The 21,604-nt window shown below is 67.7% G+C and carries 20 protein-coding genes and 1 pseudogene; 10 read left to right on the plus strand and 11 right to left on the minus strand.

What is annotated here, in order from left to right:
• The first annotated feature begins 13 nt into the window (after positions 1 to 13).
• From P0M04_RS10260 to P0M04_RS10275, 4 genes are all read left to right on the plus strand, one after another.
• The gene (locus tag P0M04_RS10260) at positions 14 to 1,183 is read left to right on the plus strand and encodes an MFS transporter (RefSeq protein WP_259452616.1); all 1,170 of its coding nucleotides are present in this window, start codon (positions 14 to 16) and stop codon (positions 1,181 to 1,183) included.
• 156 nt (positions 1,184 to 1,339) lie between these two features.
• On the plus strand, positions 1,340 to 1,963 hold the full coding sequence (locus tag P0M04_RS10265; RefSeq protein ID WP_259452617.1) for a DUF4254 domain-containing protein: 624 nt from the start codon (positions 1,340 to 1,342) through the stop codon (positions 1,961 to 1,963).
• A complete protein-coding gene (locus P0M04_RS10270; RefSeq protein WP_259452618.1) occupies positions 1,960 to 2,829 on the plus strand; it encodes a glycosyltransferase family 2 protein in 870 nt (289 codons plus the stop codon). The genes P0M04_RS10265 and P0M04_RS10270 overlap by 4 nt, the downstream gene beginning before the upstream one ends.
• Positions 2,789 to 3,883, plus strand: coding sequence for a glycosyltransferase family 9 protein (locus P0M04_RS10275; RefSeq protein WP_259452619.1), 1,095 nt, complete (start codon positions 2,789 to 2,791; stop codon positions 3,881 to 3,883). The genes P0M04_RS10270 and P0M04_RS10275 overlap by 41 nt, the downstream gene beginning before the upstream one ends.
• Here the strand turns inward: P0M04_RS10275 and P0M04_RS10280 are convergent, their stop codons facing one another.
• From P0M04_RS10280 to P0M04_RS10290, 3 genes are all read right to left on the minus strand, one after another.
• Positions 3,884 to 4,936, minus strand: coding sequence for a glycosyltransferase family 9 protein (locus P0M04_RS10280; RefSeq protein ID WP_259452620.1), 1,053 nt, complete (start codon positions 4,934 to 4,936; stop codon positions 3,884 to 3,886).
• 78 nt (positions 4,937 to 5,014) lie between these two features.
• A complete protein-coding gene (locus tag P0M04_RS10285; protein ID WP_259452621.1) occupies positions 5,015 to 6,373 on the minus strand; it encodes a N,N-dimethylformamidase beta subunit family domain-containing protein in 1,359 nt (452 codons plus the stop codon).
• The gene (locus P0M04_RS10290; RefSeq protein ID WP_259452622.1) at positions 6,370 to 8,058 is read right to left on the minus strand and encodes a carbamoyltransferase family protein; all 1,689 of its coding nucleotides are present in this window, start codon (positions 8,056 to 8,058) and stop codon (positions 6,370 to 6,372) included. Before P0M04_RS10290 ends, P0M04_RS10285 begins: the two co-directional genes overlap by 4 nt.
• Before the next feature lie 158 nt (positions 8,059 to 8,216).
• Here P0M04_RS10290 and nudC point away from each other — a divergent pair, with 158 nt between their 5' ends.
• Positions 8,217 to 9,038 (plus strand): NAD(+) diphosphatase, encoded by an 822-nt coding sequence (nudC, locus tag P0M04_RS10295; protein WP_259452623.1) that lies wholly within the window; start codon positions 8,217 to 8,219, stop codon positions 9,036 to 9,038.
• A 16-nt stretch (positions 9,039 to 9,054) separates the two neighbouring features.
• Here the strand turns inward: nudC and P0M04_RS10300 are convergent, their stop codons facing one another.
• Positions 9,055 to 9,927, minus strand: a complete 873-nt coding sequence (locus P0M04_RS10300; protein ID WP_259452624.1) for a hypothetical protein — start codon at positions 9,925 to 9,927, stop codon at positions 9,055 to 9,057.
• Positions 9,928 to 10,076: 149 nt separating this feature from the next.
• Here P0M04_RS10300 and folE point away from each other — a divergent pair, with 149 nt between their 5' ends.
• Both folE and P0M04_RS10310 read left to right on the plus strand, forming a co-directional pair.
• On the plus strand, positions 10,077 to 10,643 hold the full coding sequence (gene folE / locus P0M04_RS10305; protein WP_036238638.1) for a GTP cyclohydrolase I FolE: 567 nt from the start codon (positions 10,077 to 10,079) through the stop codon (positions 10,641 to 10,643).
• Between the two features lie 181 nt (positions 10,644 to 10,824).
• Positions 10,825 to 11,100, plus strand: a pseudogene (locus P0M04_RS10310) (transposase); the annotation flags it as partial.
• A 114-nt stretch (positions 11,101 to 11,214) separates the two neighbouring features.
• Here the strand turns inward: P0M04_RS10310 and P0M04_RS10315 are convergent.
• The gene (locus P0M04_RS10315; RefSeq protein WP_259452625.1) at positions 11,215 to 11,637 is read right to left on the minus strand and encodes a hypothetical protein; all 423 of its coding nucleotides are present in this window, start codon (positions 11,635 to 11,637) and stop codon (positions 11,215 to 11,217) included.
• Positions 11,638 to 11,790: 153 nt separating this feature from the next.
• Here P0M04_RS10315 and P0M04_RS10320 point away from each other — a divergent pair, with 153 nt between their 5' ends.
• The 3 genes from P0M04_RS10320 to P0M04_RS10330 are packed head-to-tail and all read left to right on the plus strand — an operon-like array spanning position 11,791 to position 15,603.
• Positions 11,791 to 12,369 (plus strand): (2Fe-2S)-binding protein, encoded by a 579-nt coding sequence (locus P0M04_RS10320; protein ID WP_259452626.1) that lies wholly within the window; start codon positions 11,791 to 11,793, stop codon positions 12,367 to 12,369.
• Positions 12,370 to 12,379: 10 nt separating this feature from the next.
• Positions 12,380 to 13,387, plus strand: coding sequence for an FAD binding domain-containing protein (locus tag P0M04_RS10325; RefSeq protein ID WP_259452627.1), 1,008 nt, complete (start codon positions 12,380 to 12,382; stop codon positions 13,385 to 13,387).
• Entirely contained in the window at positions 13,384 to 15,603 is a 2,220-nt protein-coding gene (locus tag P0M04_RS10330; RefSeq protein WP_259452628.1) for a xanthine dehydrogenase family protein molybdopterin-binding subunit, read from the plus strand. The genes P0M04_RS10325 and P0M04_RS10330 overlap by 4 nt, the downstream gene beginning before the upstream one ends.
• A gap of 80 nt (positions 15,604 to 15,683) precedes the next feature.
• Here the strand turns inward: P0M04_RS10330 and P0M04_RS10335 are convergent, their stop codons facing one another.
• The 6 genes from P0M04_RS10335 to P0M04_RS10360 form a co-directional block, all read right to left on the minus strand.
• The gene (locus P0M04_RS10335) at positions 15,684 to 17,192 is read right to left on the minus strand and encodes a TolC family protein (RefSeq protein ID WP_259452629.1); all 1,509 of its coding nucleotides are present in this window, start codon (positions 17,190 to 17,192) and stop codon (positions 15,684 to 15,686) included.
• A gap of 6 nt (positions 17,193 to 17,198) precedes the next feature.
• On the minus strand, positions 17,199 to 18,140 hold the full coding sequence (locus tag P0M04_RS10340; protein ID WP_259452630.1) for an efflux RND transporter periplasmic adaptor subunit: 942 nt from the start codon (positions 18,138 to 18,140) through the stop codon (positions 17,199 to 17,201).
• Positions 18,141 to 18,147: 7 nt separating this feature from the next.
• On the minus strand, positions 18,148 to 18,354 hold the full coding sequence (locus P0M04_RS10345) for a DUF1656 domain-containing protein (RefSeq protein ID WP_025511664.1): 207 nt from the start codon (positions 18,352 to 18,354) through the stop codon (positions 18,148 to 18,150).
• A gap of 11 nt (positions 18,355 to 18,365) precedes the next feature.
• Positions 18,366 to 20,408: an FUSC family protein gene (locus tag P0M04_RS10350; protein WP_259452631.1), complete on the minus strand. Its 2,043-nt coding sequence runs from the start codon at positions 20,406 to 20,408 to the stop codon at positions 18,366 to 18,368.
• Positions 20,405 to 20,857: a MarR family winged helix-turn-helix transcriptional regulator gene (locus tag P0M04_RS10355; RefSeq protein ID WP_259452632.1), complete on the minus strand. Its 453-nt coding sequence runs from the start codon at positions 20,855 to 20,857 to the stop codon at positions 20,405 to 20,407. The genes P0M04_RS10350 and P0M04_RS10355 overlap by 4 nt, the downstream gene beginning before the upstream one ends.
• Before the next feature lie 104 nt (positions 20,858 to 20,961).
• Positions 20,962 to 21,594 (minus strand): HAD hydrolase-like protein, encoded by a 633-nt coding sequence (locus tag P0M04_RS10360; RefSeq protein ID WP_259452633.1) that lies wholly within the window; start codon positions 21,592 to 21,594, stop codon positions 20,962 to 20,964.
• Positions 21,595 to 21,604: the final 10 nt, after the last annotated feature.

The raw sequence follows: 21,604 nt of genomic DNA on the forward strand, positions 1-21,604 counted from the left end.
AGTCATCTACTAAATGCAAAACCATCTGCCCGCTACCACTGCTGCCCGCTCCCGCAGCCTCCCGCTCGCGCAATCGCAGTCGTTCGCGCTGCCGCTCCTGTTCACGGTGTTCGGCGTGATCATGGGTTCGTGGGCCGGCCGTATTCCCGCCATGGCCGAACGCGTGCACGTGTCGCACTCGGCGTTGTCGATGGTCCTGCTGTGCGGCGGCCTCGGTGCCGTTCTGTCGTACCCTATTTCATCGCGCATGATGAGCTCGCTCGGTGCCCGCAAGACCATGCTGTTTTCCGGCATGGCCCTGCTGGCCGTGCTGGTCGCCATCGGCGGCGCGCCGACCGTGCCGCTGCTGATGATGGCCGTCCTGAGCCTGGGCGTCACGGCCAGCACGTTCGACGTCGCCGTCAACTCGGCCGCCACGAAGCGTGAAAAGGAGACGGGCAAGTCGGAGCTGTCGAAGCTGCACGGCCTCGGTTGCGCCGGCGGCCTGGCGGGTGCGACCCTGGGCAGCCTGATGGCCGGCCTGCACATCGCACCGCTCACGCACTTCGTGATGCTGGCCGGTCCGCTGGCCCTGGCCCTCTACTATGGCTATGCGTCGCTGGATGCCGATGAGGCCGGCGAAGTCGTCGAGAAAAAATCGTTCTCGCTGCCGCGCGGCCCGCTGCTGTTCCTGGGCGCGCTCGGCTTCCTCGGCTCGATGGCCGAAGGCAGCATCGCCGACTGGAGCGGTGTGTTCCTGAAAGAGCATTTCGGTGCGTCGGACGGCCTGGCGCCGCTGGCCCTGTCGTCGTTCTCCGTGATGATGCTGCTGGCCCGCCTGGTCGGCGACAAGCTCAAGGTCCGCTACGGTGCCCGTCCGCTCGTCACCAGCGGCTCGATGCTGGGCGCCGCCGGCCTGTTCTTCGCCGTGCTGTCGCCGAATGCCTACCTCGCCCTGTTCGGCTTCGCCGTCGCGGGCATGGGTATGGCGCTGGTGTTCCCGTTCGTGTTCAGCGCCGCCGGCGCGCAAGGTCCGGCCGCACTGGCCGGCGTGGCCAGCCTGGCCTACAGTGGCAGCCTGATGGGTCCGCCGGTCATCGGCGCCATCGCCCAGGGCATGGGCATGCAGATCGCCATCGCCTACATCGGCGGCCTGGCCTGCCTGATCGCCTTCGTGGCCAGCCGTTCGCGCCTGCTGAAGTAAGCCTTTTTTAGGTCTCTTCCTTTTCCGGGGCGGTTGCCGATGGCACCGCCCCGTTTTTCGTTTGCGCTGTGCCAAGGCCATGCGCATTCCGCAGAACTCCAGTACGCCTGCGTACTCCAAGCAAACGTCGCTCGTCTGCCCAGGATCGGAGTTGCCATGCAAAGCGAAATCGATGCCGTGTCCGTCGTCTGGTTCCACGACCGCCAGCTGCGCGAACGCGACTGGCCCGTGATGTCGCATGCCGCCGCCGAGTCAGGCGTGTGGGAATGGATAGCTGCCAACCACCGCTACAACGGCCTGCTGTGGCGCGAGGAAGACCGGGCGCGCCGGCTGGACGTGCCGCCTTCCGAGATCGCGGCGGGCAAGCGCCTGATCGACCGCTACAACCAGAAGCGCAACGACGCGGTCGAATCCATCGACGAAGCGCTGCTGGCCGACCTGCGCCACGTCGTCTGCGAGCCCGGTGCGCGGCTCTCCAGCGAAACGGCTGGCGCCATGATCGACCGCCTGTCGATTCTCGCCCTCAAGATCCACCACATGCGCGCGCAGACGCAACGCGTCGATGCCGACGACGCCCACGTCCACGCATGCGCAGCCAAGCTCGACCGCCTGCTCGCCCAGCGCCAGGACCTGATGTCCTGCCTCGACCTGCTGCTCACGGAAGCGCGGGCCGGACAGGCCTATTTCAAGCTCTATCGCCAGTTCAAGATGTACAACGATCCCGCGCTCAACCCCTACCTGAATGGCCAGGCGCAGGGGAGTGGAAGGGCGACGCCGTGAGCGAGACCATCGACGTCCTGATCCCGACCCGCAACCGCCCCGCGGCGCTCGCGGTCACGCTGACGGCCCTCGGCGCGCAGACCTGGCCGTCCTTGCGCATCGTGATTGCCGACCAGTCGGACGGCGCTGGCGTCTGCGCGCATGGCGAGGTGCAGGCGGTGTTGCGCTACCTGCGCGTCAGCGGACGCAGCGTGGACACGTTCCGGCGTCCGCGCCGCCGCGGCATGGCCGAACAGCGTGCCTTCCTGCTGGGCCAGGTGCGCTCGTCCTTCTGCCTGTTCGTCGACGACGACGTGATCCTCGAACCGGACCTCATCGCCCGCCTGCATGCCGTCCTCAGCGAAGAGCGCTGCGGCTTCGTCGGCAGTGCGTTGCACGGGTTGAGCTACCTGGGCCAGTTGCGGCCCATGCAGGAAGCAATCGAATTCTGGGAGGGGCCCGTGACGCCGGAAACCGTGCGCCCCGGCAGCCCGGCGTGGGCACGTCATCACCTGCACAGCGCGGCGAACCTGTTCCACGTGCAGACGCGCCTGGAGGATGGAACCGGGACGACCCGGCGCTACAAGATCGCCTGGGTCGGCGGCTGCACCATGTTCGATACGGCCAAGCTGCGCGCCGTGGGCGGCTTCGACTTCTGGCGCGACCTGCCGGCCCAGCATTGCGGAGAAGACGTGCTGGCCCAGCAGCGTGTGATGGCACGCCATGGCGGTTGCGCCATCCTGCCGTCCGGTGCGTATCACATGGAGCTGCCGACGACCATCACGGCCCGGGCCATCGATGCGCCTTATGTGTTGCCGCTCAGTGAGCCACACGATGAGCCGCACGATGAGCCACACGACGAGCCGCACGATGCGACCGATCCATGATCGTCTCCACAACGTGCGCCGGATCGTCGTGCTGCGCCCGAGTGCGGTGGGCGACTTCGTGTTCGCACTGCCGGCCCTGCACGCGTTGAAGCAGGCGTATCCCGGGGCCGAACTGGTCCTGGCGGGAAAAGCCTGGCATCGCGTGTTCCTGCAAGGGCGGCCCGGGCCGGTCGACCGGGTCGTCGAGGTCCCGCCCGTGCAAGGCGTGGGGGCGCCCGGGACGGCGGCAGCGGAGGTCAGGCACTTCGTCGACGCGATGCGCGCCGAGCGTTTCGATCTCGCATTGCAGATGTTCGGGGGAGGACGTCATTCGAATCCGTTCCTGCTGCGCTTCGGTGCGCGCTTGACGGCAGGGAGCTGCGCGCCGGGCGTTCCCTTGCTCGATCGCTGGGTCCCGTATCGCGAGCCCAGCCCGCGCAGGCTGGCCCTGCTCGAGATCGCGGGCCTAGCCGGGGCGGAGATGCGGTTGCCGCTCGACGCGCAACCGGAACTCGCGCTCACGGAAGCGGATGGCCACGAGGCGGCGGAGGTCGTGCCTGTGCTGGCCGGCGAACGGCTCATCGTGCTGCAGCCGGGGTCGACCGATCCCCGCCGCCGCTGGCCGGTGCAATCGTTCGCGGCGCTCGGCGACCGGCTCGCGCAGGACGGCGCCTGTGTCGCCGTCAACGGTTCCTCGGACGAAGTGGATCTTGTGCACGAGGTCGTGGGGTGCATGCACGCGCCGGCCATCGCACTCGCAGGCCGGCTGAGCCTGGGCGGGCTGTGCGGCCTGCTGGCGCGCGCCGCGCTGCTCGTGTCGAACGACACCGGCCCGCTGCACCTGGGTCTGGCCCTGGGTGTGCCGAGTGTCGGCATCTTCTGGCTGACGAATCTGATCGAAGGGATGCCGTTGCGGCCCTCGACCCTGCATGCGGCCCTGTCGGTGCGGACACGCTGCCCCATCTGCGATGAGGACAATCTGCGAACGCGCTGCCCGCACGACGTGAGCTTTGTCGCGGATGTCGGCATCGACGAGGTGGAGGCGTTGGCCCATGCGGCATTGGCTCATCAATAGTCACCAGTAAGGCCACATGCCGACACTGCGCTGGCGGCTCGGCGCCGTGCCGGCCAATAAGGCACGTGCATGTTGCAGGACGACCTGGGCGCGCTCCGCACCGGGATCCCAGATGCAGCGGTGCGTATGGCGGTCGAGCGGCGCCCAGCGGGCGATGTCGGCCTTGCTGAACACGACGACACTCTTGAGCCTGAGGCCGGCCGCGATGTGGGACACGCCCGTGTCGTTGCAGAGCAGGAGCCTGGCACCACGCATCAGGACGGCCATCGCGCCGATCGAGATGGGGGCGGCGGCGTCGAGCGGCGTGTGGTGCATGCGGGCCGCCACGTCGGCGGTCAGGTCCGCTTCCTCGGCCGATCCCGTCAACACCACCTTGAGGCCGAATTCGGCCGCGAGGCGGTCGCCGACCTCGGCAAACGAGGCAGCCGGCCAGCATTTGTCCCGCTTGCGCGCGCCCGGGTGGATGCACAGGTAACCGCCGTGCTCGAGCTTGGTACCGAGGCCGCTGGCGCGCCATTCGTCTTCGTCGTCGCGGGACAGCGGGAATTCCAGGTGGACCCCCGTCGATGGCGCGCCCAGCTGCTCCATCAGGGAGAGGAGGCGCTCAGGCTCCGCCCCGATGTCCGGATAGGGGAACAGGACGGTGCGGTCGCGCACGACGGGCGCGCCACGGCAAAACCCGGCCATCGCTTGCGCGCCGAAGCCACTGACGATGTCGTTGCTCACGTCGCCACTGCCGTGCAACTGGAGCGCCAGCGCGAACCGGCGGGTGCAGAGGCTGTTGTAGAAATGCGCGAGCGCCTCCTGCCGCACCGGTTGCTCGGGCAGCAAAGGGTGGCCGGGAAAGGCGATGAATTCATCGATGTAGGCACTGAACCGCTCCGCGAATTGCTGCGCCCACGGCAAACCCACCAGCGCGATGTGGGCGCCGGGCGCGGCGGCGCGCAGCGCACGCAGGGCGGGCACCGCGCACAGCATGTCGCCCAGGTGGAGGGCGCGGAATACGATGACCGAAGGCGGATCGAGACGTTGCAGCAGTGGTCGACGGTACACTTCTTCCTCCTGTAAAACGTGCGGTCGTGCGCGCGTCTTTCCGGTGAGGGGCATCGTTGCCGCATATGCCTTTATGCCTTATCTGCGCAACAGGCCATCGAGGACGTTGCGCGTGACGCGCTCCAGTTGGCGATCCCGGCCGGCGTCGAGGACTTGCGCCCAGTCGGTGGTTCCGGCAGAAAACACGGTGCCGTTGCGCGTGAACAGGCCCATGGCGGCCGTGTGGATGCCTTCGCCGGCGGCGTGGCGTGCGCGTGCCGGCAGTTCCTGCCAGTCGGGGCCCAGCCGCGCTGCTGCCAGCAATGCGTAGCCGTCCGGCGTGCCGTCCTCGTCCGACCAGGCCGACAGCAATGCGCCATGGTCGGCATCGAAGACGTCGAGTGGGACGCCGTCGCATTCATAGCCCGCCAGCGGCGGCCAGCTCTGCCGCCCGAGCGCGTCGCCGCGTGCCAGGCCGGTCTCCGTGAAGATCCAGTGATCCGGCTGCTGGACGCGGTAGCCGCCGGACCTGCGCGGGCCATCCCACCAGCCGCCGCCATGCCGGTAGCTGGCGCCGCTCAAGCCGTCTTCGGGACGCGCGGCGCCGCGGGGTGACCACCAGTGGTCGCGGGCGCCATGCGGGCCGCCCTGGTGGCAGACGATGGCCGTCCCGTCATCGACGACGTGGATGCGCCACCAGCACACATTGCCAGCGAAGAACGCGAGATTGCCGCCGCTGGAGACGAAGTCCTCGACGGCGTCGCGCGTCGCGGTGCTCCAGTATTCGTCATGGCCGGCCGACACCAGCAGGCGGTAGCCCGCGAGCAGCGTCGGGTCGGCGTGGATGTCGAGGTCCGTGCAAAAGTCCGCGCGGTAGCCATTGCGCGCCAGCCAGCGGATGAAGCGCGCGTCCCAATGGGCAAACGTCTGGCGGGGCGATGCGACATCGTAATGGTCGGCGGCGCACCACACGGGCCCGCCGATACCGCCGCCGGGACGACGCAGCGAGATACGTGCACCGGGCGGCGTGATCGAACGCGGCGGGTGGACATAGAAGCAACCGCCACCGCTGGCGTTATAGGCGTGGTACGTGGCCAGCGGCAGTTTATAAAGCATGCCGCGTCCCCTTGATCGTGGACGCACCACGAACAGGGCAGTCCCGTGGCCGCGTGCCAGATCGAACGTGGTCTTGCGTCCTTCCTCTTCGAGGTCGGCGATGTAGACGGCCGAGGGCCAGTCCGGTGGAATCGGAAAGGCATGGGCTGGCCAGTTCCAGTCCGCGTCCGGCGCGGCATCGTCCGCCCATGCGCCGGGCAGCCAGTCGCTGCGCAGCATCTCGACCGGTCCGTCGCTCCAGCGGTAGAACGTGACGCGGAAGCGGCGGCTGTCGGTCGACACGTGCAGGTGCAGCGTGGCGCCGGGCAGCACGCTGGCCCGTCCTGGATACGCACGGATCATGCGGGCAGCTCCGGTTCGATCCGTTTGGTCACGAGGAAGGGCGGTATCGCGAGGGCGTGCAGCGGCATGCGGCGGAACGACGCGAGCGCTTCCTCCGGCGTTTCCACGATCGGTTCGTCCTTGCCGTTGAACGACGTGTTCAGCAGGACCGGCACGCCCGTGCGCGCATCGAAGCCCGTCAGCAGGCGGCGCAGCAGCGGGTCGTCGTCCGGGCCGACGGTCTGCAGGCGCGCGCTGCCGTCCACGTGGGTGATGGCCGGTACGCGCGCCATCATGCCTGGTACGACCGGCGCGGCGAACTGCATGAAAGGTGAGTCACGGGGCAGGTCGAAATACTCGGCGGCCCGCTCCGCGAGCACGACGGGTGCCAGCGGGCGGAACCACTCGCGCTGCTTGACGCGCGCATTGATCCAGTCGCGGACTTCGGCCTGGCGCGGATCGGCCAGGATGCTGCGGTGGCCCAGGGCGCGCGGGCCGAATTCGCTGCCTCCCTGGTACAGGGCGAGCACGCGGCCCCGGCACAGCAGGTCGAGCATGTGGCTGCATAGGGCGTCGGCATCAGGCAGGTGGATGATGTGAAGGTCGTCGCGGTCGGCCAGGGCGGCTTCGATGTCGTGATGTTGCGGGACGGGACCCAGGTAGTCATGGGTCCAGCGGTAGGCGCAGCCGGCGCCGGCCAGTTCCGTGAGGCCGTACAGTGCGCAGCCCAGCGCCGTGCCGGCATCGCCCGGCGCGGGCGGAATGAAGACCTGTTTGAACGGCGTTTCCCGCAACAGGCGCTCGTTGGCCGAACAGTTCAGCGCCGTGCCGCCGGCGAAGCACAGGTTGTCCAGCCCCGTCTCCGCATGCAGCCAGCGGGCCACCGCCAGGATGGCATCCTCGAAGGCGCGCTGGCCCGCGGCCGCCAGGTTGGCGCAATCGGCGAAGGTGACGCCCGGCTGGCCGTAGCGGAACCGTTCGTGGTCACGCAGGATCTCGCGCCAGGCCGCCGGCAACGTCACCTGCCCGCCTTCGACGGTCAGCGGCGGCAGGCCCAGCGCATGCGGCTGGCCATGCGGGGCGAGCCCCATCACCTTGCCTTCGTTGCCTTCGCCGGGAAAGATGGCCTGCGTCAGCAGGAAATAAAACATGCCGAGGCCGACGAGGCGCATGTCGTCCCGGTCCCACAGGTGCTTGCCGATGCAGTGCACGCGTTCGCGGTCGGCGCGGTAGAACGAGGCGACTTCGCGCCAGTCGCCCGGCACGTATGTCGCGCCGCTCCAGTGGTCGGTGAGGTCTGCGACCGGGCTCCCCTGGCCGTCGATGACCATGACGGCGGCCTCGCGGAAGGGCGATGGGTGGAACACGCTGTATAGGTGCGCCAGGTGGTGCGAGATGCGTGCATGCCGGCAGCCAGGGGCGAGGCGCAGCGTCGCGCCGAGCTCCGCGTCGTACCGGGCCTGGTGGCGCGCTTCATCGTCGCACGAAAAGCATTCGACCACGATGTCGATGGGCCGCTCCGGCCACGGCAGGCGCGGTCCGTAATGGTCGCTGACGTCGCCCGGCCGGCCCCAATGGTGCTTGTGGCGCGTGAGCCGTTCCTTCTGGATGGCCCACGGCAGCTTGGAGCCCTGCATCAGGCAGGCACTGGCGTCCTGGGTCCGGTTAATACCGAGCACGACGGGAACATCGTTCATCACGCTCATCGTTTCCTCCGCGTTGGGTTGCGATGCAACGGTCCTGCTGAGGCTTGGAGCACGATGAGCTGGATTAGTTCATCCATTCGCGCGGCGGGGCGGCGGCCTGAACGGCGCGGCGAAACCCGGTATCATCGATGGGAGTCCCCTTGATGACCGGATACCCCATGCTCCAGACGCCCGCCTCGTTCACGCCCCTGATGGCTCCGCAGCAGGATGCCGCCCCGCTGTCCTTCGTCTTCCACGGCGGGCGGCTGCTCGTGCGCGAGGTCGACCTCGGCCTGCCCGACGAGGCCGCGGTGCGCAGCCTCGCGCTCGACCCGCCGCGCCTGCAGCCGGTGGGCCTGCTGGATAACCGTTATTGCCAGACCGCCTGGGTCGACGATGAAGCCCTGGCGCCGCCCGGCTATGCGTGGCGTGGGTTGCGCTCGCTGTTCGGCGAGTTCGACGAAGGGCACCTCGGCGTGGCCGCGCGCGCCTGCCAGATCGCCGAATGGGCGCGCACCCACCGCTTCTGCGGCGCCTGCGGCAGCGGCACCGTGCTGGCGGCGGGGGAGCGCTGCTTCAAGTGCGCGAACTGCGGGCACATGGCCTATCCGCGTATCTCGCCGGCGATGATGGTCCTGATCCGCAACGGCGACAAGGTGCTGCTGGCGCTGCATACGCAATCCGCGGTAAAACGCTTCGTGCCGCTGGCCGGCTTCCTGGAAGCGGGCGAGACGATCGAGGAAGCCGTGCACCGCGAAGTGTTCGAGGAAGTCGGCCTGCGCGTGCACAACCTGCGCTATTTCGGCAGCCAGTCGTGGCCGTTCCCGCACTCGCTGATGATCGCATTCACGGCCGATTACCTGGACGGCGACATCCGTACCGACCCCAACGAGATCAGCGAGGCGCGCTGGTTCGGCCCGGGTGACGAATGGCCGGAGCGCGTGCCGCACGTCTCGATCTCGAGCATGCTGGTCGACAGCCACCGGCCGCCGGGACGCTGACGGCCAGCCGCTCAGCTCATGGCGTGGACGTGGCCGCGATCTTGCCTTCCACGCGCAGCGCCAGCGACGTTTCTTCCGGCCGGGTACCCGTGCTGCGCATGCGCACGACGCGCTGCATCAGGTCGAACCAGAAGGGGGCGCCGAACAGCGCGGTCGACGCGGTGACGATCCAGCCGGCGACCTGCAGCGCGAAATCGGCATTGGCTACCGGAGGAAACCGCGTCCAGCCGATCGGCAGCGCCATCAGGGCGTCGAATACGGCCGGGTCGAGCGCGCCGGGCGCGTCATGGAGATGCGCCGTGAGGGCCGGCTGTTGCCACAGCGTGCGGAACAGGTGGATGCTGTCGATGTTGAACAGGATCGCCAGCAGCAGCGCCAGCAGCAGGGAGATCAGCAACTGGCGCCGTTTATAAGTGCCGGACATGCGCGCCATGGCGTTGTCGAACCAGCCGGCCAGCATGTCCTGGAATTGCTGCAGGTCGCGCGCGCGCCCGTACAGCCCGCGCATCATCTGCCTGACCTGCGGATCGGGGATCGCCTCGATCGCGTTAGAGAGCTGGACGAAGTCGCCCGGCACTTTCCAGAGGCTGTCCACCAGCGCAATCGCAAAATGCGCCGGTTCGATGTACGATGGCCGCGTACGTATGTCGCGCTCGCTCGGCTGGGTGCCGTCCGTGTGCGGATTCACCAGCGGATGCAGGTAGACGGCGCGCGCCAGCCCGTCGAAGCGCGGGTCGTTGAGCATGCTCTTGACGCCCGCCAGCAGGGTGTTGGCACGCAGCCGGAACGCCGCGGCCAGCGCTTCCTGCAAGGTGCTGACGATCAAGGCGACCGTGCCATAACAAAATGTCAGGCCGATCGCGACTTCCAGGACGGTGCTCCCAAGCATGGCTGTTCTCCGCGCAGTGACAAGGACCTCGACTACGCTAGCGCATCCGCCACAGTCCGGCTTTCGTTTTGCGCAAGGAAGCCGCCGGCATCTGTGGATCCGCTCCATTTTCTATATACTCTCGGCAATCGAAAATTTTAGGGTTAACCATGTCTGACAAAGAAGTCTTCACCGAGAACGACTGGCGCCGCCTGCTGGTAAGCCTTGGCGAAGATCCCAACCGCTCCGGCCTGCACGAGACGCCCGCGCGTGTCGCCAAGGCCTGGAAACACTGGACTTCCGGCTACGACCAGGATCCGGTCGAGATCCTCAAGGCGTTCGAAGACGGCGCCGAGGAATACAACGAATTGATCGTCGTGCGCGGCATTCCGGTCTACAGCCATTGCGAACACCACCTGGCGCCGTTCTTCGGCAAGGCGACGGTGGGCTATCTGCCGAACGGCAAGATCGTCGGGCTGTCGAAGCTGACGCGTCTCGTCGACGTGTTTTCCAAGCGCCTGCAGGTGCAGGAACGCTTGACGGTCCAGATCGCCAACACGCTGATGGAAGTGCTGGAACCGAAGGCCGTGGGCGTGGTCATCAAGTGCCGCCACATGTGCATGGAGAGCCGCGGCATCCGCACGCCGGGCGAGGAAACCATCACGTCGACCCTGCTGGGCGAACTGCAGCCGAACCTGGCGCTGCGCACCGAGTTCCTGTCGCTGGCCCGCGACTGACGGTCGCCCGACCCCGCACGCATGGCGCCTGAAAAAAAGGCGCCATGATTCCGAACACGCTGCTAGACTGTATTTACTGGGCGCTCGTGTTCGAATCCGTCGCGACAATGCGCTACGCCCCGTCGATGATCGGGAACCTGTTCCGGATCACGTGTCTCCAAGTGAATTTGAGGCGATCGACATGGCCAGGCAAACCTTTCCAAGCGATGTACCGCGTGAACAGTTCGAGACCGTGCGTGAAATGCTGGAAGCGGCCCGCCGCAAGACCCGGCCGCGCAAGCACGATCTGTACGATGTGTTCTGCGCCGTCCTGTACTTCCTCCACACCGGCAGCGCCTGGCGCAGCATGCCGCCCGAGTTCCCGCCCTGGCGTACCGTGCACGAATATTTCACGCAATGGACGATGCTGCGTGAAGGCGACCGCACCCTGCTCGAGCAGGCGCTGGACCGGCTCGGGCGCACAGCCGAAATCGCGCGGCTGCGCCAGCTGACCGGGCAACACTGATCCGGCCGCGGTGCCGGATGACCAGCCTGGCGCCTCCGGGTGTGAGCGCTATCTGGCGGAATCCCGCTAGCGCGCAGCCGCCGCCGAACCTTCCGCCGGCTCGAACACGAGCTTTTTCTTCGCATCCATGTGGAACACGCCGATCGGCTGGGCCTGCACATTGTCCGACGGTTCCGGCAATTTGCTGCAGGTACGGGTTTCCAGCTGCCACATCGCGTCGCCCGCGCGCAGCAGGAAGGTGTCGTCGCCCGTCGAGAACAGTTCGACGTTCAGGTCGGCCAGAGGCGTCTTGTCGAGGTCGAACTGGCGCTGGCAATCCGGCAGGCGCGACGCGATCACGCGCAGGCCCACCTGTTTGCTCCAGAAATAATCCTGCGTGACGACCACCGTCAGGGCGTGGTCGTTGCTGTCGATGGTATAGCTGGCCGATTCATTGACGCAGCCGGCCAGCAGCAAGAGCGGTGTCAACAGGAGCAAGGTGGAGCGCATGGTCATTTCCGGGTTGGCGATGCTTCTGTGCATCACTGCGCGAGTATAGCGCTTCAAACGCTTGCCGCAACGGCATGCTTCTGGCGCGCTCCCCGGTTTCTGGATTTCAGAGATGATGAACCAGCCACCCATCTCCTCGAAAGCGAGCAAAGCATGCCAGACGACGACCAGAGTCTATCGGAGCAGCGCGCGCAGGGCGCGACGCTGGTCCATGCGCCGCCGCAACCGCTCACCTTGCGGATCAATGGCGCCGAACATCACCTGACAATCGAGCCCCGCGTGACCTTGCTGGACGCGCTGCGCGAGGTGCTGGGCCTGACCGGCACCAAGAAGGGCTGCGACCGCGGCCAGTGCGGGGCCTGCACGGTTCTCGTGGATGGCCAGCGCATCAATTCCTGCCTGACCCTGGCGATGATGCACGACGGCCGCGAGATCACGACGGTGGAAGGCCTCGGCGAGCAAGGGCAGCCGCACCCGATACAGCAGGCCTTCATGGATTGCGATGGTTTTCAGTGCGGCTATTGCACGCCGGGCCAGGTGTGTTCCGCGGTGGCGCTGCTGGACGAAGTGAAAGCAAGGCAGGCGAGCATGCTGACAGAAGGCGACCAACTGGCACCGGGCGCGCTGTCCGAGGACGAGATCCGCGAGCGCATGAGCGGCAACCTGTGCCGCTGCGGCGCGTATCCCAACATTGTCAAGGCCATCCACAGCGTGGTCTTGCGCCAGGCCTAGGAGGGCGTGCATGCATTCGATCTTCTACGACCGTGCGAGGGATGTGAACCACGCGCTCGAGCTGGCGCGCCAGCCGGGTGCCAAATACATCGGCGGCGGCACCAACCTGCTCGACCTGTACAAGAGCGGCATCGAAAAGCCCGTCCGCCTGATCGACGTGAGCCGGCTGGCGCTCGCCGACATCGAAGAGACACCGGACGGTGGCCTGCGCATCGGTGCCATGGCCAGCAACACGGCGGCCGCGAATCACCCGCTCGTGCGCCAGCGCTACCGCCTGCTGTCGGAGGCGCTGCTGAACGGCGCGTCGACCCAGCTGCGCAACATGGCGACCGTCGGCGGCAACCTGCTGCAGCGCACGCGCTGTCATTACTTTACCGATCCGACCTTCCCGCACTGTAACAAGCGCGATCCCGGCTCGGGCTGCGACGCCATCGACGGCCACAACCGCATCCACGCGATCCTGGGCGCCAGTCCGCACTGCATCGCGACCAACCCGTCCGACATGAGCGTGGCGCTCGTCGCGCTCGATGCGGTGATCCATTTGCAGGGGCCGGACGGCGCGCGGCAGGTGCCCCTCGCCGAGTTCCACCGGCTGCCGGAAGACCGCCCGCAGGACGATACGGTCATCCGCCCCGGCGAACTGATCACGGCGGTGGAATTGCCGCCGACGCCGTTTTCCCGGCATGCCCACTACCTGAAGGTGCGCGACCGGGCCAGCTATGCGTTCGCACTCGTGTCGGTGGCGGCTGCCGTCGACGTGGACGGCGACACCATCCGCGACTTGCGTATCGTGCTGGGCGGCGTGGCCCATAAACCCTGGCGCGCGCTGGACGCGGAACAGCGATTGCGCGGCCAGTCGCTGGGTGCGCTCACCGACGACGTGCTGGGCAAGGTTGGGGCGGATGCGGTCGCCGGCGCGCAGCCGTATGCGCACAACGCGTTCAAGGTCGACCTGGCGCAGCGTGCGGTCGCGCGGGCGCTGCGAATCGCCACGGGCGAGATGGGAGAGATGGCATGACGATCACGGGCGCACCCATCAATCGCGTCGACGCGTGGGCGAAAGTCAGCGGTGCGGCGCGCTATTCGGCCGAGCATCCGGTCGCCGACGTGGCCCATGCGGTCCTCGTCACGAGCACGATCCCCAGCGGACGCGTGCTCTCGATCGACGACAGCGCGGCCCGCGAGGTGCCGGGCGTCCTGCTCGTGATGACGCACGAGAACGCGCTACGCCTGCCGCCGAAAATGAAGGACGGCAAGCTCCAGCCGCCGATCGGACGCAGGCTGACCCTGCTGCAGGAAGACGACGTCTACTACAACAACCAGCCGATCGCCGTTGTCGTGGCCGACACGTTCGAGCGCGCGCGCGAGGCGGGCGCCCGGCTGCGCATCGAGTACGAACGCAAGCCGGCCGTGCTCGACTTCGAGCAGGCGAAGCAATCCGTGCATCCGCCGGAAAAAGTGTTGACGGAAGAAACGGACACGAAGCGGGGCGACCTGCAGGCGGGGCTGCTGGCCGGCAGCGCGCGGATCGACGTCACCTACACGACGCCGGTCGAGAGCCACAACCCGCTCGAAACGCATGCGACGATCGCCCAGTGGGACGGCGACCGCCTTACCTTGTACGACTCGACGCAATACATGAAGGGCGTCCAGCGCATCGTCGCCAGCATCTTCGATATTCCGCCGGAAAACGTCACGGCGATCTGCCCGTACGTGGGCGGCGGCTTCGGATCGAAGGGTTCCGTGTGGTCGCATGTCGTGCTGGCGGCGATGGCGGCGAAACAGCTGGGCCGTCCCGTAAAACTGTCGCTGGACCGCAACCAGATGTTCGGCCCGGTCGGCAGCCGCCCGAACACCGAGCAGCGCATGCGGATGGCAGCGCTATCGGATGGCCGCATGACGGCGTCCAGCCACGACACGATCGCCTACACGTCGATGATCGAGGACTGGATCGAGCCGTGCGGCCTCGTCACACGCATGATGTACGAGAGTCCGAACCAGGAAACATCGCACCGGCTGGCGCGCATGCACCTCGGCACGCCCACGTTCATGCGCGCGCCCGGCGAGGCCACCGGCTCGTACGCCCAGGATTGCGCCATCGACGAGCTGGCCTACGAGCTGCACATGGACCCGCTCGACCTGCGCCTGAAAAACTACACGGAGCGCGATCCCGGCAAGGACCTGCCGTTCTCCAGTAAATCGCTGCGCCAGTGCTACGAGATCGGCGCCGAGCGCTTCGGTTGGCGCGACCGCAACCCGCAACCGCGCTCGATGCGGCAGGGACATAAACTGGTCGGATGGGGCATGGCGACGGCGAGTTATCCAACGAACCGCTCGCCGGCGGAATGTTCCGCGACGTTGACGCCGGACGGCACTGCGCTGTTCCGCTCCGGTACCCAGGACCTCGGCACCGGCACCTACACCGTGATGACGCAAGTGGCGGCGGATGCGCTGGGCGTGCCCGTCGACCGCGTGCGTTTCGAGCTGGGCAATTCGCAGATGCCGGAAGCGCCGGTCTCCGGCGGCTCGACGACGGTCGCCAGCGTGGCGCCGGCCGTGCAGGCGGCGGGGAAGGCGCTGCGTCTGAAACTGCTCGGCATCGCGGCCGCGGATGAACGCTCGCCGTTGTTCGGCGCGACGGCCGACCAGGTGGGCGTCGATGCGGCGTCCGATGGCGGCGAGCTCTATCTGCTGGCCGACCCGGCCCGGCGCGAAGCGATGCAGGCCATCGCAGCCCGTCATGACGGTCCCGTGGAGGTGACGGCCAAGGCCGAGCCCGGCGACGAGAAGCAGAAGTACTCCATGCACTCGTTCGGCGCCGTATTCGTCGAAGTGACGGTCGACGAAGACCTGGGCGAGATCCGCGTGCCGCGCGTCGTGGGCGTGTACGGTGTCGGCAAGCTGATGAACGAAAAGACAGGCTACAGCCAGCTGATGGGCGGCATCGTCTGGGGCATCGGCCTGGCGCTGTTCGAAGAGACGCTGATCGACCAGCGGGAGGGTCGCGCGGTGAACGGCAACCTGGCCGAGTACCACGTGCCGACGAATGCCGACATCCAGGCGATCGACGTGCAGATCGTCGATGAGGACGACCCGCACGTGAACCCGCTGGGCGCGAAGGGGATCGGCGAGATCGGCATCACGGGCGTGGGCGCCGCCATCGCGAATGCCGTGTTCCACGCGACGGGCAAGCGGGTAAGGGATCTGCCGATCACGCTCGATAAGCTGTTGTAGGGTGGGCGGCTGCACCCCGGTGCCGGCACCGCGTTGACGTTACCGCCGCCCACGCGGTGATACGCGACGGATCTCCATAGTCAAGGCTGGTTGGACGCGTGGACGGCAGAGCCGTCCACCCTACCCGCATGCTCTTGACCGTGCTTGGCATGCGTGTTTTCCCACCCACCACCCAGTGCGAGGAACAGCTGCACCTGATCCGCCGCCAGCTGTGCATCGGATGCCGCAAGGATGTTCTCGGCGCTGGCCAGGGTGCGGTCCGCGTCGAGCTGGGACAGGAAGTCGGTGCGACCGAACTGGTACAGCCTGGCCGACTGGCGCGACGCCAGCGCGCTCTGGTCGCGGGCGGCGCGCAGGGCGGCGTTGCGGTCGAGCTCGCGGGCGTAGACGGTCAGCGCGCTTTCCGTCTCGCGCAGCGCGTTCAGCACGACCGAGTCGAAGCGGGCCAGGGCACCGGCCGTGTTGGCCGTGGCTTGCGCGATGTGCGAGCGGGCGGAGCTGGTCGCCGGCAGGCTCCACGAGATCAGCGGGCCCAGGCTGAACTTCCATGTATTCGCATCGTTGAACTGGTTCATCATGCCGATCATGCCGACCGACGCGCCCAGGTTGATGTTCGGGTACAGCTCGGCCGTCGCGACGCCGATGCGCGCCGTGGCGCCGGCCAGCTGGCGCTCGGCCTGGCGTACGTCGGGACGGCGGCGCAGCAGGGCGGCGCCATCGCCGATGGGGATCGTCGCGGCCACGCGCGGCGGCGTCGAACATTGCGCGACCTCGGCCGGGAACTGGCTCGGCACTTCGCCGGTCAAAACAGCCAGACGGTACAGCGCCGTGCGGCGACGCGCTTCCAGCGGCGGCAGGTTGGCGCGCAACTGGTCGAACTGGGCTTGTGCTCGGGTGGTGTCGATGGCGATGCCGCGGCCGCGCTTGACGCGTTCGGCCGTGAGCTTCACGAACTTTTGCTGCAGATCGACCGAATCCTGCGCCACCTTCAGCTGGTAGCCGGCCGAACACGCTTCCGCATAGGCGCGGGTCGTGTCGGCGGCGACGATCACGTGGGTGAGGTCGCTGGCCGCCTGTGCGGCTTCGACATCCGCCTCCGACGCTTCGACGGCGCGGCGGATGCGGCCCCACAGGTCGAGCGTGTAGCCGATCTTGACGTCGGCGTCGTACAGGCCGTCGGTAGGCAGTTGTTCCGGGATGCCCAGCTGGGCACCGGCGATGCGGCCGTATTGCGGGGCGGCGCTCATCTCGACTTCGGGTCGCTTCTTTTCCTCGACCTCTTCCAGCACGCCATGCGCGCGCTGCAGGTTGGCGGCGGCCACGCGCAGGTCGGCATTGTTGGCGAACGCCTTGGCGATCAGCTTGTCGAGCAGCGGGTCCTGGTACAGGCGCCACCAGTCGGCCGGCAGCGGCTCGGATTTGAAGGGCTGTTCGGTCGCGCCCATGAACGGGGCATTGGCCGCGTCGCGCTTGATCACGGCTTCTTTCGGCACGTGGTAGTCGGGGCCGACCGTCGTGCAGGCGGCGAGTGCGGCCGCCAGCAGCGACAGCGTGAAGACTTTCTTGACGGAGGATCGGTAGCGGTTCATGACGATTTAATGCGTGGTAGTCGCAGCGGGAACGGCAGCCACCGCCTTGGCCGGCGCAGTGGGCACCACAGCCGGCTTGGCCTGGGCGGGCAACACCTTGACCGTCGCCGTCTGCCCGGCAACGAGACGCACGGTGGCCGGCACCTGGTCGATGGCGATGCGCACCGGCACGCGCTGTGCGAGGCGGACCCAGTTGAAGGTCGGGTTCACGTTCGGCAGCATGTTGGCGCCCGTGCTGCGGTCGCGGTCGGTGATGCCTTCGGCGAAGCTTTCCACATGGCCGCGGATCGGCTGGCGCGTGCCCATCAGGGTGACGTCGACCCGGTCGCCCAGCTGGATGCCGGGCAGCTTGGTCTCTTCGAAATAGCCTTCGACGTAGAACGAGCCGCTGTCGACGACGGCCATTACCGGATGCGCCGCGGTGGCGTACGCACCTTCGCGCAGGTCGAGGTTCGTCACGATGCCGTCGACGCTCGAGATGACGCGCGTGCGCTCGAGGTTCAGCTTCGCGGTGTCGCGGTTGACGATGGCCTGGGCCAAGGTGGCGCGGGCCTGGTCGCTGCGGGTCTGGCCCTGCTCGCGGGTTTCCTGCGACACGAGGTCGTCGAGCTGGGTATTACGCTGGTTCTCGCGCAGCGCCTGGGCCAATGCGGCCTGGGCCGCCGCCACCTGGGCTTCGCTCTGGCGCAAGGCCAGTTCGAAGCGGGCGCGGTCGATGTCGAACAGCGCCTCGCCGGCCTTCACCTGCTGGTTGTCGTGCACATAGACCTTGGTCACCTGGCCCGTCACGTCGGGCGCGACCTGCACGACATAGGCTTTCACGCGGCCGTCGCGCGTCCAGGGTTCGACCTCGTAGTGGCGCCACAGCTGCCAGCCCGCGTAGACCGCGCCCGCGGTCACCACCGCCGTGATACTCATCCGGCCAATCGTCGACAAAATAGTTTTCATAGCCATCTCAGGACCAGTTGCGTGTGTAATACGTCAGTGCGCCGAGCACGATGACGAACAGGGAAAAATCGAACAGGGCCGGGTGCCAGACGACGCGATAAAAGCCCGTCTTCGCCAGGACCAGGTTGATGAGCCGCGAGACCACCAGCGCCGCCAGCGTGAGCAGCAGGAGCGGAGGAACGTAGAGGCCGTAGATGCTGACTTCGCCGATCATCGGATCTCCTTTCAGATTGCAGTTGCCAGCGACGGTTGATACGCCGCCGCCTTGGGAAACAGGTCGCGCCGCATGCCGGTGAGGGCAGCCAGGGCCTCGCGCTGGGCGGCATCGCGTTCGCCGGCGCAGATGGCGCGCAGGGCGTTGTCGAGCGTGTCCAGCAGGCTGCGTTCGCAACCGGCGTCGACCCGCGGGCGCAGCGCGAAATGGCGAGACAGCTGCTTCATCAGCGGGCCGACGGCCGCTTCGCCGCGGCCCAGTCGCGCGCGCACGTTCTGCAGCAAGGTCATGTTCAAGCCGATGCGCAGGTCGCGCAGGGCGTCGACGGCCTGCAGGTCCTGGTCCTTCCCGGCCAGCGCGAGGCGCGGGGTCAGCTGGCCGACGCGGTCGACCATGCGTGCCGAGAATTCCGGCAGCGACGGCACGCGTTCGCCCTTGCCCATGCGCGACAGTTCGCTCCAGCCGGCCTTGAGCAGGCGGCGCGCCGTCCAGCCGGCGCCGACGCGGCGGAACACGCTCGTCGTGACGGCGGCCGCGACGTAGCCGACGACCTGCGCCAGCGTGCTGTTCACGAAGGACACCATGTCGGCGTTGTGCGTGTCGACCATGGCCAGCGTCCCGCAGATGGCGAACAGGAAGGGCATCGCGCGCCCGAACGTGGAGGGCCGCGCGAGGAAGACGCCCAGTACGAGGAAGGTCGGGGCACAGGCGACGACGAACGATTCGAAGTTGTGCACGGCCGGCAGGATGCCCAGCAGGTACAGGGCCGACAGCGGGATCGCATAGATCGAGTACCACATGAAGCTCTTGATGAACGGCACCGGGTCGTCCTGCGTGGAGAAGAAGCAGCACAGCACGGCCGTCATCATCGGGGCGGCGGCTCCGGCCGGCCAGCCGGTCAGGATCCAGAATGCGCAGCACGCCAGCACGGCGGCGGCGGCCGCGAACGCGGACAGCGCGGCCATGCCCCGGTCCAGGTGCAGCGCGCTCACCGGCACGCCCGGCAGGTGGCGCACGGCCTCGGGCAGGCGGCCGTGCACGCCGGCGTCGATGTGCTGGCGCAGGGTGCGCGTCTCGACGCAGATCTCGATCAGGCGCCGCAGCCGTGCGGCCAGGTTCACTTCGATCATGCCGGTCCAGCCGAGTGCTTCGTCGACCTTCGGTTCGAGGGCGTCGATACGCGCGCGCAGTGCGGCGCCCCGGGCATCGATCGCCACGTCCTTCGGGCTCTCGGTGAGGGCGACGACGTCGCGCAGCAATGCATCCCACCGTTCCGACACCTCGGTGGCGCCCAGATCGCGCAGCGCCGTCAGGCGGTCTTCCACGCCCGAGACGATCGGCACGAAGGCGGCCAGGCGTTCCTGCAGCGCATTGACCGCCTTCTCCGTCCAGCGCAGGCGCGATGTGTCAAACGGCAGGTGCGTGGTCATCAGGCGCATCTCCGTGATGTCGCCCGCGAGCTTGCGCCGGTCGCCGGCACTGCGCGCGTCGCCGGCCGGGTTCAGCGCGTCGCGGATCCAGTGCTGGGCGTCGCGCACGGCGTTGTCCAGGCGCGCCAGCAGCATCGGACCGAACGGCTGCGGCAGCACGAGGCTGTGCACGACGGTGGCGCACGTGATGCCGAGCAGGATTTCCTCCACGCGCGCGAGGGCGATGTCGAAGATGGCGGCCGGCTCGTTCACGGCGGGGAAGGCGATGAGGCCGGCGGTATAGCCGCCCAGCATCAGCATGTACGAACGCGGCGTGCGGTCGAGCAGAGAGAAATAGAGGCAGCCGGCGATCCACAGCGCCAGCGCCAGCGACAGCAGCTCGGGCGAGTTGATCAGGCGCGGCACGAGGAACGTGACCGCGATGGCGCCGAGGACGGTGCCGCCCGCGCGGTACAGGCCCTTGGAGCGGGTCGGTCCGGCGAACGGCGCGGCGCAGATGTACGCCGTCATCAGCGCCCAAAAAGGTCGCGGCAGTCCGATGCGCATCGATATATAAACCGAGAGCATCGCTGCCGCGAATGACTTGACGGAGAACAGCATCTCCGACCGGGTTGGCAAGTTCATGCGGCCTGGATCGTGGCGATGGCGGTCGGCAGGCCGGACAGGACGCGCAGCGTGGCCTCGACGTCGGCCGGATCGAACTGGCCGAACAGCTTGCGGCGGAAAGGCGTCAGGGCCTGGTCCATCTGGTGGGCGGTCTTGAGGCCCTCTTCGGTCAGGCGCAGGATTTTGGCGCGGCGGTCTTGCGGGTCTTCATGGCGCTCGACGAGACCCGAACCGATCAGGTGGTCGACGACGCGCACGAGCGACGACGCTTCCAGGCTCAGCGTCTCGGCGAGGATGCCCGGCCGCACGCCGTTCTCGCCGAAACGGTGGATGACCAGCACCGGCAGCCCGGTCGCCTGGGACAGGCCAAAGTCGGACGCGACCTTGTCGGCGGCGGCACGGTAGGCGCGCGACGCGTGGGTCAGCGCGGCGGTGAGACTGCTCAGGGTCTGGTCGGTGAGGGTCATGTTGATTCGCGTAAATACTTCTCTTGTTCACTGTTTATATGAGAAAGTTTAGCATGCGAAGTATTTTTCTTCAAGGCGCCCAGCCGGTGCGTGTGCTGGGCAGGTCAGGATGCGGTGGCGATCCGGCGCAGGTCGGCCGGCGTGACGAACTCGGTGGCGCAGTCTTGCGCCCGCAGCGCTTCGATCGTGGCAATGCCCCAGTGGACGGCGCCAAAGGCCACGCCGGCTTGTTGCGCCGCCTCCGCATCCGTCGCCTGGTCGCCGATATAGATGGCGTCCGCAGGCGCCACGCCGCAGGCCTTGAGCACGGCGCGGATGCGCCTCGCCTTGCCGAACACGGACATGCCGCACTCGAAGCGTCGGATCAGCGCCGCCAGCTCCGGGCCCAGCACCGCGCGCACGTTGTGCTCGGCATTCGACGAGACGACGGTGAGTACGACGCCCCGGTCGTGCAGGTGGCGCAGCGCGTCCGCGATGCCGTCGAACAGGGGAATCGTGTGGGCGCTGTCGCGCATCATCGCCATGAAGGTCCTGGAGGCGAGCGGCAGCTTCCAGGCCGGCATGCCGACGTGGTCCATCATCTGGCGCACGTGGAGGTGGCGCAGCTCGTCCGCGCGCGCGACGTCGATGCGGCGAAAGCCGTGCTGGTCGGCGATCGTGTTAAAGACGGAGAGGACGAAGGGAAACGAGTCGGCGAGCGTGCCGTCGAAATCGAACAGGGCGAGGCGGTAGGTCATGCGCACATGG

Origin of the sequence: Telluria mixta (genome assembly GCF_029223865.1) — a bacterium.
Lineage (GTDB): Bacteria > Pseudomonadota > Gammaproteobacteria > Burkholderiales > Burkholderiaceae_D > Telluria > Telluria mixta.